We start from the raw sequence: 18,466 nt of genomic DNA, 5'->3' as shown, positions 1-18,466 counted from the left end.
CTGGGGACGTCAGTCCAGTGTCAGTTGATGGATCAGGCGCGCCGCCACGCGGGCGGTGCGCTCGTCGATATCGTGGTCGGGGTTGAGCTCGGCGAGGTCCGCGAGGCGCAGCTTGCCGCTGTCGCGCACTTCCTCGATCAGCGGCTCGAGCAGGGCTAGCGATACGCCGCGGGCTGCCGGGGCGCTGACCCCGGGAGCTTCGGCGGCGGGCAGCACGTCGAGGTCGATGGTCAGGTAGAGGTGGTCGCAGCGCGCCATAAAGCGCTGCAGGTCCCTGACCACGGCATCCAGCCTCTTGGCATCGATCTCACGGTCTTCGCGCACCAGCACGCCCAGTTCCCGAGCGCGGTTGAACAGCGCCCGGGTATTGGCGGCGCGGCTCACCCCCAGGCAGGCATAGCGGAACGGCCAGCCGCGTGCTTCGCAGGCCTCGGCGATCTGCGCGAAAGGCGTGCCGGAGGAGCGCACATGCGCCGGGTAGCGCAGGTCGAGGTGGGCATCGAGATTGATGATGCCGACCCGCGGCTTGTCTTCGCCGCTGGCGTCGAGGTGGCGGGCCAGCCCGGACCAGCTGGCAAAGGCGATCTCGTGCCCGCCGCCGAGGGCAATGGGGCGCTGGCCTGCCGCGATCAGGGCAGCTAGCCGCTCGGCGAGTCGTGCCTGGGCGGCTTCCATGTCGGTATCGCCGTGGCAGGTCACGTCGCCGGCGTCATAGGCCGGCGCCTGGCGGTGCCAGGCCAGTGACGCCAGGGCGCGGCGTAGTGCACGAGGCCCCTTGGCGGCGCCGATACGCCCCTTGTTGCGTGCCACGCCGGCATCGCAGGCGAAACCCAGCAGGGCCACGCCAGGTGGGCTGTCCGGCATCAGTGGCTGGATCGCTTGATGCCAACGCAGGCTGTCGGCCTCGGGGTCCTCGCGGCCGGCCCAGGCCGACATATCGATGGGATTAGTCATGACCAAGCGCTCCGTTAAAGATCCGCTGGCGCAGGCGTCCCGGCTGCACGGCATAGGCGAGGGCCGCCGGGGTGTCGGCGTCCCACAGGCACAGATCCGCCGGGGCGTCGGCCTGGATGCGGCCGAGGCCTTGTGCGGCGAGTCCCAGCGCCTGGGCACCGTGGGCAGTCATCCCGGCCAGCGCTTCCTGAGGCGTGAGGCGGAACAGGGTGCAGGCAAAGTTGAGCATCAGCGTCGGGTCAAAGATCGGTGAGCTGCCCGGGTTGGCGTCGGTGGCCACGGCCATGGGTACCCCGGCGCGGCGCAGTGCCTCGATGGGCGGCAGCTGGGTCTCGCGCAGGGTATGGAAGGCTCCAGGCAGCAGCACGGCGACGCTACCGGCCTCGCGCAGCGCGGCCACGCCGGCCTCGTCGAGGTATTCGATATGGTCGGTGGAGAGGGCGCCGAAGCGCGCCGCGGCGGCGCTGCCGCCGAGGTTGGAGAGCTGCTCGGCGTGGGCCTTGATCGGCAGGCCATGGGCCTTGGCGGCGGCGAAGACCCGCTCGCACTGGGCCACCGAGAAGGCGATCTTCTCGCAGAACACGTCGACGGCGTCGGCCAGGCCCTCGGCGACGGCGGCGGGGATCATCTCCTCGCAGACCAGGCGGATATAGCCGTCGCTATCGTGCTTGTACTCCGGTGGCAGGGCGTGGGCGCCGAGCAGGGTGGTGACCACTCGCACCGGCAGCGCCTCGCCCAGGCGACGCGCCACGCGCAGCATCTTCAGCTCATCATCCACGTTGAGGCCGTAGCCGGACTTGATCTCCACTGTGGTCACGCCCTCGGCCATCAGTGCTTCTAGGCGCGGCAGCGCGGCGGCGAAGAGTTCATCCTCGCTGGCCGCGCGGGTGGCGTTGACGGTGCTGAGGATGCCGCCGCCGCGGCGGGCGATCTCCTCATAGCTGACCCCTTCGAGGCGCTGCTCAAACTCATCGGCTCGCGAGCCGCCGAAGACCAGGTGGGTATGGCAGTCCACCAGGCCGGGGGTCATGACACCGCCGCGGGCCATTTCGCGGCACGCGGCAAGCCGTGCATCGTCCGCCTGGGCCATTGGCATCACCTGGGCGATACGCTTGCCCTCGACAATTACCGCCATTGGCTCGGGGTGGGTGCGATGGCCGTCGAAGAGCGTGACGTCGCGCCACAGCAGGGCGTTGGTCGGGTGCGCTGGCATGTTGGCCTCCTGATGGGATGCTGTATTTGTATATACATTTAGCCGAGCCCGGAAGCGGCGTCAAGTGCGGTGTTGGTACCTCTCCTCGCAGGGTGGCGTTCAAGATTGCCGTTAAGTTTATAATACATTGATTTTAATCGAATATATTTGCCATTTCGGACGCAGGGTAATGGCTCTCTCGAGTCTTGGTAAGACCAAAGTATAGTCGCTGGAGGCCAGGCGGGATTGGCGAGGTTGGGCTATCTATTGTATATACATATTGACGGTGTCATTGCCGCCCATGCGATTTCCCCTTACTGCCTAATCAGACAACCAGAGGGAGGCACTCCCCATGCCACATCACCATTCGACGGCCGATCAGCGCCACGCTGGGGCCGCCCGGCCCGCTACCGTGCTCAAACTGTTTTTGCCCAGTGCGCTGGGCATCTTGATCTTCTTCGTGCCGGTCACCATCGCCGGCAATACCACCATCCTGCTCGACCATATGGTCACCGGCGCGCGCACGCTGTTGGGTGAGCTAAGTGGCTTCTACGCCCTGGCGCTGATCATCGCCGGTGCCGCCTACCCACTGATCAAGGGATACTGGAACCGTAGCCTCACCGAGCGCATCTTCAGCGTGCTCAAGATCGCCGGGGTGGCCGCGGCGCTGATGGCCATGACCGGCTGGGGCCCTGGCTTCCTGCATGAGCCGGATATGCTGCCGTTTCTGTTCGAGCGGCTGGTGATTCCGGTAGGACTGATCGTACCGATTGGCGCGGTATTTCTGGCGCTGCTGATCAGCTACGGGCTGCTGGAGCTGATCGGTGTACTGCTGCAGCCGATCATGCGTCCCATCTGGCGTACGCCGGGACGCAGCGCCATCGATGCGGTAGCGTCTTTCGTCGGCAGCTACTCCATCGGCCTGCTGATCACTAACCGGGTCTATCAGGCTGGGCAGTACTCGGCGCGCGAGGCGGCAATCATTGCCACTGGCTTTTCCACGGTGTCGGCGACCTTCATGATCATCGTGGCGCGCACCCTGGATCTGATGAGCGTCTGGAACCTGTACTTCTGGCTGACCCTGGCCATCACCTTCATCGTCACCGCGGTGACCGTGCGCTTGCCGCCGCTGTCGCGGATGGATGACGGCAAGCCCGATGGCGAGCCCGAGGCACTGCCCGGCAAGCGGCTCTCTACCGCCTGGCGCACCGGGCTCGGCGTCGCCGAGCAGGCGCCGGGCCTGCACCGCAGCGTGGCGCTCAACGTGCGTGAGGGGCTGGTGATGGCGATCAGCATCCTGCCGTCGATCATGTCGGTAGGTCTGCTGGGGCTGCTGCTGGCCAAGTACACGCCGCTGTTCGAGTGGTTGGGCTGGCTGTTTTATCCGTTCGTGGCGATCTGGGGGCTAGAGGACGGTGCGGCGCTGGCCCAGGCCTCTGCGGCGGGGCTGGCCGAGATGTTCCTGCCGGCGCTACTGATGGCCGAGGCCGAGTTCGTGGCGCGCTTCGCCGCCGGGGTGGTATCGGTGTCGTCGGTGCTGTTCTTCTCGGCGTCGATTCCCTGCATTCTTTCCACCAGCATTCCGCTGTCGGTGACACGCATCGTGGTGGTGTGGTTCATGCGCGTGGCGCTGAGCCTGCTGCTGGCGGTGCCGGCAGGATATCTGGTCCTGGCGCTCTCCGCAGGCTGATCCGTCGACGCTGCCGGGTGACGATTTGGTCGGGCATAAGCCCGGCCGAACTGCGTTAGAGGCTGCGCCAGGTCACGAGCCGTTGCGGTGCACCGAGGAGCGCAGCTTGTAGCGCTCGCCGGGATGAATCAGCCGGGCGTAGCTGATCAGGTGCTCGCCGGACCAGGTACGCCGAATCATGCTCAGGCAGGGGCGCTGGGTATCGGTGTCGAGATGGTCGGCGGTGGCGGCATCCACCAGCACCGCCTCTACCACATGTTCGATATCGGTGATCGGGCAGGCCGCGACCAGCACCTCGTTGGGGGTTTGTCGGGAAAAATCGGTGGTCAGGTAGTCGGGCACCCAGCGTGGATTGACGTAGCGGTCCTCGAGCTGGATCGGCACGTCGTTTTCACAGTGCACGATCAGGGTGTGGAAGACCCGGGTGGCGAGGCGCACGCCGAGGCGCAGCGCCACCTCATCGTCGGCGGCAATGGCTTCGCTGGTCAGCACTCGATTGGCATATTGGTGCCCGCGGCTGCGTACTTCCTCGGCAATGTTGTGGACCTCGACCAACGATGACTCGGCTTTGCGATCAGTGACGAAAGTACCCAGCCCCGGCTGGCGAGTCAGGTAGCCCTGCTGAACCAGGTCGCGGATCGCCTTGTTAGCGGTCATGCGGCTGACGCCGAAGTCGCGGGCCAGCTGCTCCTCGGGGGGAATCTGGTAGTGCGTCGGCCAGACGCCGCTGTGGATCTTCTCCAGCAGGTGCTGCTGAATCTGCAGGTAGAGCGGGGGTGAGCTGCCCATGGTCGGCGCTGGGTCCTGTATCGGGTGATCTGTCAGTCAGCAGTTTACCTACCCCGGGCGGTGGTTACACCCCAGGAGATGAGTCACCCGCATCGCCTTAGTCTTAATCGACATAAAAGAAACTTGCTCGAAAACAAAAGATAGACAACCTTGATAAGGACAAACCCAACTAAGCGGGTCGTTAATGACGATGTGATGGTTTAGGGATGAATTATCAAGTAAGCGACTGCACTAGTTTACGGTGCCTGATGTCGCGTTGAGTCGCCCGCACCTGATTGAGGAGGGCATCATATGCAGCGCCTCTATTTTCTCACTCCCGACCTGGATACCACGGTCAATATCGCCCATGAGCTGGATGAGCTGGGTTTATCCCGTAACGAAGTGCATGTTACCGGACGGGATTGGGTGCACCTCCAGGAGCGTGGCGTCAACAACGCTACCCTGCGCCAGACCTCCGACGTGGGGCATGCTGCTGTGCGCGGCTTGTTGTACGGCATCCCACTCGGCTGTGCCCTCGGGGTACTGGTCTACTACGTGCTGGGTGGGGGCTTCGGGGACATCGGTATCAGCGTGGTAATTGCCGGCATGGGCATCTTCGGCGGCCTGTTCGGTGTCTGGACCAGCACCATGATCGGCGTATCGGTTCACGATGTGAAAATCGACAAGTATGAGGAAGATATCGAGCGCGGTGCTTTCCTGATGATGGTCGATGTCGCCAACGAGCAGGAGTCGAAGGTCTACTCGGCGATTCACCGCCACCATCCCGAGGTGATCATCGACAAGGTCACGGCAGAAGAGCGACGCCACCACTGCGGTACCGGCATTTAAGTGCCCATACTCGATATGCTATTTGATGAGTTTTAGTAGCAACTTTTCATATGAATGAAAAGAGTACGACGCCGGTCGTGCATTGATATCAGACATTGAATAAATAAGTGCGATGTCTGACTAACAATAGATGGTCGTAGGGAAGGGGGGCTGCCGATGGCAATGGCGATTGCAGTGATCGTGTTGGCGGTTGGTTCGGTGCTGTTCTTCTTTTTCAGCCCCTGGTATCTCACCCCGCTGGCCTCCAACTGGGGAGCGATCGACGACACCATCCAGATCACCCTGTGGGTCACCGGCGCGGTATTCCTGGCGGTGAACCTGTTCCTGGCCTATGTGATCGTTCGCTATCGGTACAACCAGCGCCGCCGCTCCCAGTACGATCCTGAGAACAAGTCGCTGGAGCTGTGGCTGACCGGCCTGACCACGCTGGGTATCGCCGGCCTGCTGGCCCCTGGCTTGGTGGTGTGGGCAGCGTTCGTGTCACCCCCGGAGGATGCCCATGAGGTCGAGGTGGTGGGGCAGCAGTGGCATTGGAGCTTCCGTTTTCCGGGGGAAGACGGCCGATTCGGCTCGGCGCATAACCGGTTCATCGATGAGCACAACCCCTTCGGGCTGATCGACGACCCGGCAGGCCAGGATGACATCCTGATCACTGCGCCACACCTGCTGCTGCCGGTCGATCGGCCGGTGAAGATGGTGCTGCGCTCCAAGGACGTGCTGCACAACGTCAAGGTGGCCAATTTCCGGGCCAAGATGGACATGGTGCCGGGCCAGACCTCGTACTTCTGGTTCACGCCCACTGAACTCGGCGAGTACGAAATCGTCTGCGCCCAGCTTTGTGGCATCGCGCATTTCGCCATGCGTGGGCGAGTCGAGGTAGTCGAGCAGGCGACGTTCGACGCCTGGCTCGATGATCAGCTCACCTACGCCGAGATTGCCGCCCGCGACCCTGGCAACCTCGAGGCGGGGGAGTCGCGGTATACCAGCTGTGCCGCTTGCCATGGTGCCGAAGGACAGGGCAATCAGGCCCTCAATGCACCCAAGCTGGCGGGGCTCGATGCCTGGTATCTGGAGCGTCAGCTCGAGCTGTTCCGCAGCGGGGCTCGTGGTACCCATGAGGATGATGTCCTCGGTCAGCAGATGCGTCCCTTCGCCAGCATGCTGCCCGACCGCCAGGCGATAGCCGACGTGGCGGCCTATATCGAAACCCTGCCCGAGCGGCCGCTTCAGGCCACCCTCGATGCCGGCGACCCCGAGCGCGGCGCACGCCGCTATCGCACCTGCGCCAACTGCCATGGCCAGCAGGGGCAGGGCATCCGCGCCACCAACGGCCCGCGCCTGGCGGGCATGCCGGACTGGTACCTGGAGCGCCAGTTGCAGAACTTCCGGCAAGGGATTCGCGGGCGCCACCGCGAGGATCCCTACGGCAACCAGATGATCGAGATGGCCCAGGTGCTGGTCGACGACCGTGCGGTCAGCGACGTGGTGGCCTATATCGCCACACTGCCGCAACCCGCCATGGCGGTCGCGGCGGCTAATGCCCGCGACGGGGAGGAGTAAGCGATGGCTGAACATGGACAGCACAGCGTGCAGCATGCGGCAGCGGGCGAATTCGACAATATGGAGCTGGTGCACCCCAAGACGTTTCTTGGCAAGTACGTGTGGAGCCAGGACGCCAAGGTGATCGCCATCCAGTACGGCGTGACGGCCATCGCCATCGGCCTGGTGGCGCTGGTGCTGTCGATTCTGATGCGCCTGCAACTGGGTTTTCCCAACACCTTCTCGCTGATCGATCCGGCCAGCTACCTGCAGTACGTCACCATGCACGGCATGATCATGGTGGTCTACCTGCTCACCGCACTGTTCCTGGGCGCCTTCGGCAACTACCTGATCCCGCTGATGTGCGGTGCCCGGGACATGGCCTTTCCCTATCTCAACATGCTCAGCTACTGGTTTTATCTGGCCGCGGTGTTGATTCTGATGGCCAGTTTCTTCGTGCCGGGGGGCGCCACCGGCGCCGGCTGGACGCTCTACCCTCCCCAGGCGATCAGCCCCGGCACGCCGGGCATCGACGGCGGTATCCTGCTGATGTTCGCCTCGCTGTCAGTATTCATTGCCGGTTTCACCATGGGCGGGCTCAACTACGTGGTCACGGTACTCCAGGCGCGCACCCGGGGCATGACGCTGATGCGACTGCCGCTGACCATCTGGGGCATCTTCATGGCCACGGTGATGGCGCTGCTGGCTTTTCCGGCGCTGCTGGTGGCGATCCTGATGATGCTCTGCGACATGCTGTTGGGTACCAGCTTCTTCATGCCGGAGATGCTCAATCTCGGCGAGCCGTCTGCCCACGAGGGCGGCAGCCCCTTGCTCTATCAGCACCTGTTCTGGTTCTTCGGGCATCCCGAGGTCTACATCGTCGCGCTGCCGGCGTTCGGCATCGTCTCCGATATCCTCGCCACCCACGCGCGCAAGAACATCTTCGGCTACCGCATGATGGTGTGGGCGATCATCATCATCGCGGTGCTGAGCTTCGTGGTCTGGGCTCACCACATGTTCATCAGCGGGATGAACCCTTACTTCGGCTTCCTGTTCGCCACCACCACGCTGATCATTGCCGTGCCCACCGCGATCAAGGTCTACAACTGGGTGCTCACCCTGTGGCGCGGCAACATCCGTATGACGGTGCCGATGCTGTTCGCCATCGGCTTCATCTTCACCTTCGTCAACGGTGGGCTCAGTGGCCTGTTCCTGGGCAATGTCACCGTCGACGTGCCACTGGCGGACACCTACTTCGTGGTCGGCCATTTCCATATGGTGATGGCGGTAGCCCCGGTGCTGGTGGTGTTCGGGGCGATCTACCACTGGTATCCCAAGATCACCGGCCGGATGTTGGATGACACCCTGGGCAAGATCCACTTCTGGGTCACCTTCCTGGGCACCTACGCGATCTTCTACCCGATGCACTTCATGGGGTTTGCCGGGGTGCCGCGGCGCTACTATGGCTATGGCGAGACGTCCTATATTCCCGACTCGATGCAGGCCCTCAACGCCTTCATGAGCGTGGCAGCGATCATCGTCGCGCTGGTGCAGCTGGTGTTCTTCTACAACCTGGTGCGTAGCTATTTCCACGGCCGTGAGGCGGGCCCCAACCCCTGGCAGGCCACCACCCTGGAGTGGCAGACCGAGCACACCCCGCCGCGGCATGGCAACTTCGGCGCCGAGCTGCCGGTAGTCTATCGCTGGGCCTATGACTACGGCGTACCCGGCGCCAAACACGATTTTCTCCCTCAGAACATGCCGCCCGAGGCGGTCGAGGCCGATGACACAGTACCCGGGAGGCGGTCATGAGCATGACGGTATCCCTGGTCTTCCTGGCAGTGCTGATGGCCGTGTTCGGTGGTTGGCTGTTCAGCCACTCGGTAGGCGTGCGCCCCTGGGAGGCACAGGCCGCGGGTAGCGGCCAACGGCAGGGTCTGGGCGGCGGCCAACTGCCGGCGGCGGCGACTGCGCCCCGGGTGGGATTGGCGGTGTTCCTGGCAGTGGCCACCTCGCTGTTCGCGTTGACCGTCAGCGCCTACCTGATGCGCCAGGAGATGGCCCACGATTGGCGGCCGCTGGCGGTGCCCGGGCTGCTGTGGTGGAACACGGCCTGCCTGGTGCTGGGCAGCGTGGCGCTGCAGCTGGCCTGGCAGGCCGCGCGACGCGATCAGTTGCCACGACTGTGGCGCGGGCTGCTGGTGGGGGGCGGCTTTACCATCGCCTTCATTCTCGGCCAGGCGCTGGCCTGGTGGCAGCTTCAGAGTGGCGGCATCACGCTGGCGGCGAATCCGGCCAATGCGTTTTTCTTCCTGTTGACGGCACTGCACGCCGTGCACCTGTTGGGAGGGCTGTTCGCCTGGTCGCGTAGCCTGTTTCGCCTGCAGCAGGGCGCCACGCCCGCTGCCGTTCGACAGAGCGTCGAGCTGTGTGCGCTGTACTGGCACTTCCTGCTGGTGGTGTGGGGCATTCTGTTTGCCCTGCTGCTGATGACATGAGGGCATGAGCATGGCGTCTAACGAACCCAACGTCTCGTCGCCCCGCCAGGGCGCACCCGGCTTTATCCACGACTGGTCGGCGGAGCGGCGCGTGTTCAACGTGCCCTGGGGCAAGGCGATGATGTGGCTGTTCATTCTCAGCGACGTGTTCATCTTCGCCTGTTTCCTGGTCGGCTACATGGTGCTGCGCATGTCGACGGTGGAGCCCTGGCCGGATGCCAGTGAGGTATTCGCGCTGACCATCGCCGGGCAGTCGATACCGCTGCTGCTGATCGCCATCATGACCTTCATCCTGATCAGCAGCAGCGGCACCATGGCGCTGGCGGTGAAGTACGGCTATGCCAACGACCGTCGCAAGACCGCTGTGCTGCTGCTGATCACGGCACTGCTGGGGGCCAGCTTCGTCGGCATGCAGGCCTTCGAGTGGGCGATTCTGATCGGTGAGGGCGTACGACCCTGGGAGAACCCCTGGGGGGCGGCGCAGTTCGGTGCGGTGTTCTTCCTGATCACCGGCTTTCACGGCACCCATGTCACCATCGGCGTGATCTTCATCGTGATCATGGCGGTCAAGGTGATGCGCGGCTCGCTGGACGGGCAGCGCCCCGGCTTTCTCACCGGGCGCAAGGGCAACTACGGAATGGTCGAGAGCCTGGGGCTCTACTGGCACTTCGTCGACCTGGTGTGGGTCTTTATCTTCGCGTTCTTCTATCTGTGGTAGGGGGTCGGCATGGATCAACACAACAGCCATCATCAGCCTGAGCTACGCGTCTACTTGAAAGTATGGCTCTGGCTGTTCGTGCTCAGCGTGCTCTCCTATCTGGTCGATATTTCAGGAATCGAGGGGCTGCCCAAGTGGGGCCTGATCACCCTGTTCATGCTGCTAAAGGCCGGCCTGATCGTGGCCTTTTTCATGCATATGGCGTGGGAGCGGCTGTCGCTCATCTATACCGTGCTGGTACCACCGGCGGTACTGCTGTTCCTGGCCGTGCTGATGGCGATGGAGGCCAACTACACGCTCGTGTCACGGCTCGCTAATCTGGCCGGATGACAGCGACACGACGTCGTCATCGAGGCGTGCGACACTGGGCATCGTTCAACCAGTCAGAGAGACAACGATGATCCGCTCCATCGAGGAACTGCGCGCGCTCTACCCGCCTGCCAAGCCGCGTGCCCTACAAAAGCAACTCGACCACCTGGATAAGCATTGCCGACGCTTCATCGCGCTGTCGCCATTCGTGGTCCTGGCTAGCGGCGATGGCGCCCAGCACGATGCCTCGCCGCGGGGTGGTGCGCCAGGCTTCGTCAAGGTCGTCGATGACACCACGCTGCTGATTCCCGATTCACCGGGCAACAATCGCCTCGACACGCTTAGCAATATCATCCTCAGCGGACGCGTCGGGCTGCTGTTTTTGATCCCTGGGGTCGATGAGAGCCTGCGTATCAACGGCGCGGCGGAGGTCTCGGTGGACGAGGCGCTGCTGGCACAGGTGGAAGGTGAGCGTCGTGAGCCGCGGGTGGTGATTCGGGTGACGGTGGAGGAGGCCTACCTGCACTGTGCCAAGGCACTGATGCGCTCGCGCCTGTGGGCCGATGACAGTCGCCGCGAACGTTCGGAGCTGCCGAGCATGGGTAAGATGATCCAGGATCAAGCCGGCGGGAGCGGCGAACCCGAGAGCCAGGAAGCGATGCTGGCGCGTTACCGGGACGAGCTATGAGGTCCCCATCACCGCGGCATGGCGGAGAGTCATCCCGACCAGCCCATGAGAATCGGTACGTAGACCACCAGCACCAGCACGCAGATGAGTCCCAGCAGGTAGGGCAGGATCGCTCGTGTGATGCGCTCCAGCGGCAATTGGGTAACCGAGGAGGCGACATAGAGGTTGATCGCCACCGGTGGCGTGATCATGCCGATCGCCAGGCCCATGACGATGATGATGCCGAAGTGGATCGGGTCGATGCCGAGCTGGGTGACCAGCGGCAGCAATACCGGGGTGAGAATGATCAGTGCGCTGGCGGTTTCGATGAACACCCCGGTGAGCAGGATGACCGCCACGATCAGCAGCATGATCACGTAGGGATCGGTGGACAGTGACAGTACCGCCTGAGCGATGGCGCCAGGCACCTGCCAGCTGGACAGCGTCCAACTCAATACCGCGGAAGTGGCGATCACCAGCATGATCACCGAGGTGGTGATCGCCGAGCGAATCAGGATGCGATAGACGTCGGCCAGGCGCAGATCGCGATACACGAACAGCGACACCAGCAGAGCGTAGTTGACCGCCACGACGGCGGCCTCGCTGGGGGTGAAGATTCCCGAGAAGATGCCGCCGAGGATGATCACCGGCGTCATCAGGCCCCAACTGGCGCTCTTCAGGGTCCGCCAGATAGTCGCCATAGACAGCGCCGTGCCGCGGGGATAGTTGCGACGATAGGCCTGGGTGATGGCAATGGCGGCGAGCCCCAGCCCCATGATCAGGCCGGGAATGAAGCCGTTGAGAAACAGCTTCGAGACCGACTGCTGGGCGATCACCGCATAGATGATCATGGGTACCGAGGGAGGGATCACCACGCCGATGGTGCCACTGGCGGCGATCAGGCTGGCGGCAGAGGCCGGGTCATAGCCCTTGCGCTTGAGCTCTGGTACCAGGCTCGATCCCACCGCCGCGGTGGTGGCAGCGCCGGAACCGGAGATGGCGGCGAAGAACATGCCTGCGCCCACCGAGACCAGCGAGAGTCCGCCCTTGAGGAAGCCGAACAGCGCATCGGCAAAATCCACCAGCTTTTCGCTGACCTTGCCCTGGGCCATCAGGTCGCCGGCCAGGATGAACATGGGGATCGCCACCAGCGCAAAGGAGTTGATGCCCTGGAACATCTGCTGGGTGACCACCATCAGAGGGACGCCCTGGGCATGCATGGCGACGAGGGTGCTGGCGCCGATGGCCAGGGCGATGGGAACGCCGAGCAGCATGAACACGAAGAACAGCGCGAACAGCAGACCGGTCATGCGGGTGGTTCCTCGGCGTTGACGCTACCCGAGTCGATGTCGTCGGGATCCCTCACCAGCACTTCGACCAGGTCGACCAGGGCATACCAGCTCATCAGCGCCGCGGTGAGCGGTATCACCGCATAGATGTAGGTCATCGACAGGCGCAGTGAGGCCGAGCGCTGGAAGCTCTGGGCGTGCATGTACTCATAGCCGATCACCACCAGCGTGATCATGAAACCCAGCGCGACCAGCAGGGCAGCAATGCGCGCCAGCCGCTGCAGGCGGCGTGGCAGGGCCTCGACGACGAAGGTCACGGCGATATGCCGACCGCGCTGGAAGGCCAGGGTAGCACCCAGGAAGGTGATCCAGATCAGCAGGAAACGCGACACTTCCTCGGTCCAGCCCACCGCGCTGAACAGCACGCGAGAGACGATCTGCAGCGTGATGGTGGCAATCAACGCCGCCATACCCGCAAACACCAGGGGCTGGATGACGGCGTCGACGGCCCGTTCGATACGCTGGAGCCGGGGAAGCAGGGCGCGCAGCAGATTCACTTACTCGAGCGCCGCCTGGATGCGTTCCAGGTAGTCGCCAAACTGCTCGCCGTATTTGTCGTAAACCGGCGCCACGGCGGCCTGGAAGGCCTCGAGATCGGGAGTGTCATTGATCTCCATGCCGGCATCGCGCAGTGCGGCGAGTTGATCGGCCTCCATCTCGGCATTCATGCGCCGCTCATGCTCGGCGGCCTCCTGAGCGGCATCTCGCAGTACCTCATGCGCGGCCTCGGGCAACTGATTCCACACCGGCATGCCCATGACGAAGATCGCCGGGGCATAGGTGTGGCGCGACAGCGTCATGTAAGCCTGGGTCTCGTCGAGATTGAAGGAGTGGATGACGTTGACCGGGTTCTCCTGGCCGTCGATGGTGCCCTGCTGCATGGCGGTCAGGGCTTCGGTCCAGGCCATGGGAATGGCGTTGGCGCCGAGTTCGCGGAAGGTATCGGTGTAGACCGGGTTCTCCATCACGCGGATGCGCAGGCCGTCGAGATCGTCGGGAGAGTTGACCGGACGCTGACTGTTGGTCAGGTTGCGGAAGCCGCGCTCGGCGTAGGCAAGTCCCTTGAGGTTGACGTCGGCGAGCTTGTCGAGCAGCTCCTGGCCGATGGGGCCGTCGAGGACGTCGTAGGCAGCCTCGGGCGAGGGGAACAGAAAGGGCAGCTCGAAGACCGCCATCTCTTCGACGAAGTTGGCCACTGGGCCGTTGGTGATCACGCCCATGTCGATGCTGCCGATCTGCATGCCTTCGAGCAGGGTGCGTTCGTCGCCCAGCGCGGCGTTGGGATAGATATCGATGCTGACGGCGCCCTGGGTGCGCTCCTCGACCAGTTCCTGGAACTTCACTGCGGCGATATGAAACCCATCCTGCTCGTTGACCACATGGGCCAGGCGCAGGGTCACGGGATCCATGTCGGCGAAGTCGGAGGCCTGGGCGGATGTGATCACGGCCAGCGAGATACCCGCGGCCAGTGTGCAGCGTGCAAAGCGATTCATTATGATTTTCCTTCTTGTGATCAAACCCTTGAAGCATGCCCGAGGGCTACTGTCGGGGTCAATTCAGCCTACCTTGTACGATAGTGGTGATTCGGCCAGCAGCCCACGACCACCGGCCAGTGTCAGCGCCAGGTCGTGGATGCCGTCCCACAGCGGCAATGGAGCGGCACCCTTGATCGCCAGGTCGAGGCGCTGGGCGAACAGCAGCAGCTTATGCAGACGTTTGAGCGGCAGTCGGTTGAGCGCCTGTTGGTAGGCAGGGCGGCGCTTGTCGAAGATCGGCGGCTTCTGGGCCTTGCAGGCGTGTTCGAAGCTCTGGCCCTGGTCGAGATGCTGGTAGAGCGACAGCAGGATGCGCAGCTCGCGGGTCAGCGCCCACAGTATGATAGGCGCCTCGACGCCCTCCTGGCGCAGGCCACGCACGATCCGCGAGACCCGCTCGCGCTCGCCGCGCAGGCAGGCGTCACTCAGCGTGAAGACATCGTAGCGGGCGCTATCGTCGACACCGCTGGCGATCGCCTCGGCGTTGAGGCGAGACCCGGGAGGCATCAGCAGCGCCAGCTTCTGCAGCGCCTGATCGGCGGCAAGCAGGTTGCCTTCGGTGCGCTCGCCGAGCAGCTTGGCCGCTTCCATGTCGAGCTGCAGGCCGTGGCGACTGGCGCGGTCGCGCATCCAGAACCCCAGTCGCTGGTGGTCCACCGGCCATACCGGGACGAACAGCCCGATCTTGTCCAGCGCCTTGAACCACTTGCTCTGCTGCTGCTTGCGGTCGAGCTTGCCGGCGCTGAGAAGCAGCACGTTGTCGCCACCCTTGGCCTGCTCGGCATAGGCCTCCAGCGCCCGGCCTCCTTCCTGTCCGGCGGCCTGGCTGCCGAGGCGCAGCTCGATCAGCTTGCGCGAGGCGAACAGCGACATGCTGGCGGCAGACTCTGTGAGTCGCCCCCACTGGAAGCCGCTCTCGACGTGCAGCACCTCGCGCTCCTCGATGCCCTGCTGGCGCGCGGCGGCGCGCACGGCATCGCAGGCTTCCATATGGATCAGCGGCTCATCGCCGGTCACCATCACCACCGGCGGCAGCTTGCTGGAAATCGCCTCGGGCAGCTTGTCGGGGAAGATCTTCACGTGAGCACCTTACAAGTGAGTCGCGTCACACATCAGTGGCCTCTAATGAACCAGGCTGGCTGTCGAGGGCGCGCAGTCGGTCTAACAGGCGGCGCGCCGCTTCTTCTCGCAGCTCCTGGCGGGCTTCCTCGCGGAGATCCTCCTGGGCCAGCAGGTTATCGTCGCTGATGCTGAAGTTGGTGCTCACTTCGAGCTGCTGCTGGTTGAGCAGGTAAGCATTGTCGCGCTGGCGCTGCACCGAGAAGGGCGCACGCAGCGTCATCTCGATTTCGCGGCTGGCAGCGCTGCCGAAGGTGCGGCGGCTCTCGCGGAACGACTCATCGCCGAGGTTGAGACGCAGCGGCGCGTCGTCGCGAATTGCGGTGCCGGCACGCTCTAGCGCTGCCTGCACCGCGGGAGTCAGGTCGCTGTCGGCGGCCACCAGCGCGATGCTGTCGAGCGACATCACCGGGGTGTCCAGCCCGCGCAGGTGAAAGCCGCAGCCGGCCAGCGCCAGGCCGGCACCGGCAGCCAGCGACAGATGGAGAAAGCGGCGACGCTGCATGAGGCGCTCCTTGTACGTAGAGGGTGGCTCGAGCTCAGTTGGCGACGATGTTGACCAATTTGCCCGGCACCACGATGACCTTGCGCAGCGTCTTGCCCTCGGTGTGGCGCTGAACGTTCTCGTTGCCCAGTGCCTGGGCCTCGATGCTGGCCTTGTCGGCGTCGGCGGGGACCTCTAGGCGCGCCCGCAGCTTGCCGTTGACCTGCACCACCAGCTCGATGCTGTCGCGAGCCAGTGCAGACTCGTCGAGACCGGGCCAGGCCGCGTCGATGACCGGCTCGGCATGGCCCAGCGCCGCCCACAGCGCATGGCAGATGTGCGGGGTGATGGGGGCCAGCAGCAGCACGCTGGCCTCCACCGCTTCGCGGGCCACGGCGAGCCCCTCGGCGCTCGCATCATCGAACTTACCCAGCGCGTTGGTTAGCTCCATCACCGCGGCAATGGCAGTGTTGAAGGTGGTGCGCCGGCCGATGTCGTCGCTGGCTTTCTTGATCGTCTCATGGGTCTTGCGGCGCAGGTCGCGCTGGGCGTCGCTCAGTGACGCGGTGTTGAGCTGGGCCGGCGTGCCGGCGGCGAGATGCTCGTGAACCAGCCGCCACAGCCGCTTGAGGAAGCGGTGGGCTCCCTCGACACCGGAGTCGGACCACTCCAGTGACTGCTCTGGCGGGGCAGCGAACATCATGAACAGGCGTACGGTGTCGGCGCCGAAGCGGTCGATCATCGACTGCGGGTCGACGCCGTTGTTCTTCGACTTCGACATCTTCTCGATGCCGCCCATCTCCACCGGCTGGCCGTCCTCGACCAGCACCGCGCTGATTGGGCGGCCCTTGTCGTCGCGCTTGACCTCGACATCGGCGGGGTTGAACCAGGTCTTGGCGCCGTTGGCTTCGAGCCGATAGAAGGTTTCGGCGATCACCATGCCCTGGGTCAGCAGCTGCTGGAAGGGCTCGTCGCTATCGACCAGGCCGAAGTCGCGCATCAGCTTGTGGAAGAAGCGTGCGTAGAGCAGGTGCAGGATGGCGTGCTCGATGCCGCCGATGTAGAGATCCACCGGCAGCCAGTAGTTGGCGCGCTCGTCGAGCATTGCCTCATGGTTGTCGGCGCTGCAGAAGCGCGCGTAGTACCAGGAGGACTCCATGAAGGTGTCGAAGGTGTCGGTCTCGCGCACCCAGCCGTCGCCCAGCTCGGAGAATTCGGGCATCTTCTTGAGCGGCGAGCCGGAGGCGTCGACGGTAACTTCCATCGGCAGCGCTACCGGCAGCTCGTCGTCGGTGAGCGGCACGGTCTGGCCCTCGGGGCCGTACTTGACCGGGATCGGCGCGCCCCAATAGCGCTGGCGGGCCACGCCCCAGTCACGCAGGCGGAAATTGATCTTGACCTCGCCGCGGCCAAGCGCGTCGAGCTTGGCGGCGATGGCATCAAACGCGGGCTCGAAGCCGAGGCCGTCGAACTCACCGGAGTTGATCAGGGCGCCGTACTCCACGTAGGCGCCCTCCGAGAGGTCAGGCGCCTGGCCGTTTTCGTAGGCGATCACCGCCTCGATCGGCAGGCCGTACTTGGTGGCGAACTCCCAGTCGCGTTGGTCATGGCCGGGCACCGCCATCACCGCGCCGGTGCCGAACTCCATCAGCACGAAGTTGGCCACATAGACCGGCACCTCGCGACCGGTCAGCGGGTGGACCGCAACATGCCCGGTGGGCATGCCTTTCTTGTCCTTGGTGGCCAGCTCCGCCTCGGAGGTGCCGCCGCGGGCGCATTCAGCGCAGAAATCGGCCAGCGCCTGATTGCCCTCGGCGGCCTGCTTCGCCAGCGGGTGGTCGGCGGCCACGGCCATGTAGGTGACGCCCATCAAGGTGTCGGGACGGGTGGTATAGACCGCGAGCGGTTCGGCCGGGGCACCGTGGGCAGTCTTGATATCAAAGCTGAGTTCCACGCCACGCGACTTGCCGATCCAGTTGCGCTGCATGGTCTTGACCTGCTCGGGCCACTCGACCTTGTCGAGGTCGGCGAGCAGCTCATCGGCGTAGTCGGTGATCTTCAAGAACCACAGCGGGATCTCCTTGCGCTCCACCGGGGCACCCGAGCGCCAGCCGCAGCCGTCGATCACCTGCTCATTGGCCAGTACGGTCTGGTCGACCGGATCCCAGTTGACCGTCGACATCTTCTTGTAGACCAGGCCCTTGTCCAGCAGCTTGGTGAAGAACCACTGCTCCCAGCGGTAATAGTCGCTGTCGCAGGTGGCGAACTCGCGGTTCCAGTCGTAGGCGAAACCCAACGCCTTCAACTGCTCGCGCATGTAGTCGATGTTCTCGTAGGTCCACTTGGCGGGCGGCACCTGGTTCTTGATCGCGGCGTTCTCCGCGGGCATGCCGAAGGCGTCCCAGCCCATCGGCTGCATGACGTTTCTGCCCTGCATGCGCTGGAAGCGCGAGACCACGTCGCCGATGGTGTAGTTGCGCACATGCCCCATGTGCAGCTTGCCGCTGGGGTAGGGGAACATCGACAGGCAGTAGAATTTCTCGCGATTGGCGTCTTCTACCGCCTTGAAGCACTGGTTCTTGTCCCAGTACTGCTGGGCGTCGCGTTCGATCTCAAAGGGCGTGTACTGTGCGTCCATCGGTCTCAACAGGCACCTTGCGTTGGCAGTGGCGAAAGTAGGGGTCATCGTCCTGAGCGCCTACAATATGCTAGAAAGGTCGTAGCGCATTGAAGCCAAAGGAAGATGACGGCAATGGGGCACAAGCATACCCCAGCAGCGCGCCATCAGGTAGGGC

Annotated in this window: 17 protein-coding genes; 8 read left to right on the top strand and 9 right to left on the bottom strand. The window is 64.1% G+C overall.

What is annotated here, in order from left to right:
• Positions 1 to 9 precede the first annotated feature (9 nt).
• On the bottom strand, positions 10 to 954 hold the full coding sequence (gene hutG, locus BLT16_RS18265) for a formimidoylglutamase (RefSeq protein WP_089660193.1): 945 nt from the start codon (positions 952 to 954) through the stop codon (positions 10 to 12).
• Positions 947 to 2,167 (bottom strand): imidazolonepropionase, encoded by a 1,221-nt coding sequence (hutI, locus tag BLT16_RS18260; protein ID WP_089660191.1) that lies wholly within the window; start codon positions 2,165 to 2,167, stop codon positions 947 to 949. The genes hutG and hutI overlap by 8 nt, the downstream gene beginning before the upstream one ends.
• Before the next feature lie 331 nt (positions 2,168 to 2,498).
• Between hutI and BLT16_RS18255 the strand changes: the two genes are divergently transcribed.
• A complete protein-coding gene (locus tag BLT16_RS18255) occupies positions 2,499 to 3,836 on the top strand; it encodes a YjiH family protein (protein WP_089660189.1) in 1,338 nt (445 codons plus the stop codon).
• 72 nt (positions 3,837 to 3,908) lie between these two features.
• Here the strand turns inward: BLT16_RS18255 and hutC are convergent, their stop codons facing one another.
• Positions 3,909 to 4,625 (bottom strand): histidine utilization repressor, encoded by a 717-nt coding sequence (gene hutC, locus BLT16_RS18250; RefSeq protein ID WP_089660187.1) that lies wholly within the window; start codon positions 4,623 to 4,625, stop codon positions 3,909 to 3,911.
• Positions 4,626 to 4,916: 291 nt separating this feature from the next.
• Between hutC and BLT16_RS18245 the strand changes: the two genes are divergently transcribed.
• The 7 genes from BLT16_RS18245 to BLT16_RS18215 all read left to right on the top strand — a co-directional run bounded on the left by BLT16_RS18245 (position 4,917) and on the right by BLT16_RS18215 (position 11,205).
• Positions 4,917 to 5,453: a DUF1269 domain-containing protein gene (locus tag BLT16_RS18245; RefSeq protein WP_089660185.1), complete on the top strand. Its 537-nt coding sequence runs from the start codon at positions 4,917 to 4,919 to the stop codon at positions 5,451 to 5,453.
• 156 nt (positions 5,454 to 5,609) lie between these two features.
• Positions 5,610 to 7,013, top strand: a complete 1,404-nt coding sequence (locus BLT16_RS18240) for a c-type cytochrome (protein WP_089660183.1) — start codon at positions 5,610 to 5,612, stop codon at positions 7,011 to 7,013.
• A 3-nt stretch (positions 7,014 to 7,016) separates the two neighbouring features.
• Entirely contained in the window at positions 7,017 to 8,804 is a 1,788-nt protein-coding gene (locus BLT16_RS18235; RefSeq protein ID WP_089660182.1) for a cytochrome c oxidase subunit I, read from the top strand.
• Positions 8,801 to 9,490 carry a cytochrome c oxidase subunit 3 gene (locus tag BLT16_RS18230; RefSeq protein WP_245701763.1) on the top strand — a complete coding sequence of 230 codons (690 nt, stop codon included), beginning with the start codon at positions 8,801 to 8,803 and terminating at the stop codon, positions 9,488 to 9,490. Before BLT16_RS18235 ends, BLT16_RS18230 begins: the two co-directional genes overlap by 4 nt.
• Before the next feature lie 10 nt (positions 9,491 to 9,500).
• The gene (locus tag BLT16_RS18225; protein WP_089660180.1) at positions 9,501 to 10,208 is read left to right on the top strand and encodes a heme-copper oxidase subunit III family protein; all 708 of its coding nucleotides are present in this window, start codon (positions 9,501 to 9,503) and stop codon (positions 10,206 to 10,208) included.
• Between the two features lie 9 nt (positions 10,209 to 10,217).
• Positions 10,218 to 10,538, top strand: coding sequence for a cytochrome C oxidase subunit IV family protein (locus BLT16_RS18220; RefSeq protein ID WP_089660178.1), 321 nt, complete (start codon positions 10,218 to 10,220; stop codon positions 10,536 to 10,538).
• A 67-nt stretch (positions 10,539 to 10,605) separates the two neighbouring features.
• The gene (locus tag BLT16_RS18215; RefSeq protein ID WP_089660176.1) at positions 10,606 to 11,205 is read left to right on the top strand and encodes a pyridoxamine 5'-phosphate oxidase family protein; all 600 of its coding nucleotides are present in this window, start codon (positions 10,606 to 10,608) and stop codon (positions 11,203 to 11,205) included.
• Between the two features lie 29 nt (positions 11,206 to 11,234).
• On the opposite strand, the gene BLT16_RS18210 is transcribed toward BLT16_RS18215, so the two are convergent.
• The 6 genes from BLT16_RS18210 to leuS all read right to left on the bottom strand — a co-directional run bounded on the left by BLT16_RS18210 (position 11,235) and on the right by leuS (position 18,309).
• On the bottom strand, positions 11,235 to 12,494 hold the full coding sequence (locus BLT16_RS18210; protein WP_089660174.1) for a TRAP transporter large permease: 1,260 nt from the start codon (positions 12,492 to 12,494) through the stop codon (positions 11,235 to 11,237).
• Positions 12,491 to 13,030, bottom strand: coding sequence for a TRAP transporter small permease (locus tag BLT16_RS18205; RefSeq protein WP_245701762.1), 540 nt, complete (start codon positions 13,028 to 13,030; stop codon positions 12,491 to 12,493). Before BLT16_RS18205 ends, BLT16_RS18210 begins: the two co-directional genes overlap by 4 nt.
• On the bottom strand, positions 13,031 to 14,026 hold the full coding sequence (locus BLT16_RS18200; RefSeq protein ID WP_089660172.1) for a TRAP transporter substrate-binding protein: 996 nt from the start codon (positions 14,024 to 14,026) through the stop codon (positions 13,031 to 13,033).
• Positions 14,027 to 14,089: 63 nt separating this feature from the next.
• Positions 14,090 to 15,148: a DNA polymerase III subunit delta gene (holA, locus tag BLT16_RS18195; RefSeq protein WP_089660170.1), complete on the bottom strand. Its 1,059-nt coding sequence runs from the start codon at positions 15,146 to 15,148 to the stop codon at positions 14,090 to 14,092.
• A 25-nt stretch (positions 15,149 to 15,173) separates the two neighbouring features.
• Positions 15,174 to 15,692: an LPS-assembly lipoprotein LptE gene (locus BLT16_RS18190; RefSeq protein WP_089660168.1), complete on the bottom strand. Its 519-nt coding sequence runs from the start codon at positions 15,690 to 15,692 to the stop codon at positions 15,174 to 15,176.
• Between the two features lie 34 nt (positions 15,693 to 15,726).
• Entirely contained in the window at positions 15,727 to 18,309 is a 2,583-nt protein-coding gene (gene leuS, locus BLT16_RS18185) for a leucine--tRNA ligase (protein WP_089660166.1), read from the bottom strand.
• Positions 18,310 to 18,466: the final 157 nt, after the last annotated feature.

The sequence above is a fragment of the Franzmannia pantelleriensis genome, from assembly GCF_900102875.1.
Taxonomy (GTDB): domain Bacteria; phylum Pseudomonadota; class Gammaproteobacteria; order Pseudomonadales; family Halomonadaceae; genus Franzmannia; species Franzmannia pantelleriensis.
The sequence above is the reverse complement of the archived record's forward strand: the minus strand, read 5'-3'. Positions and strand labels throughout refer to the sequence as shown.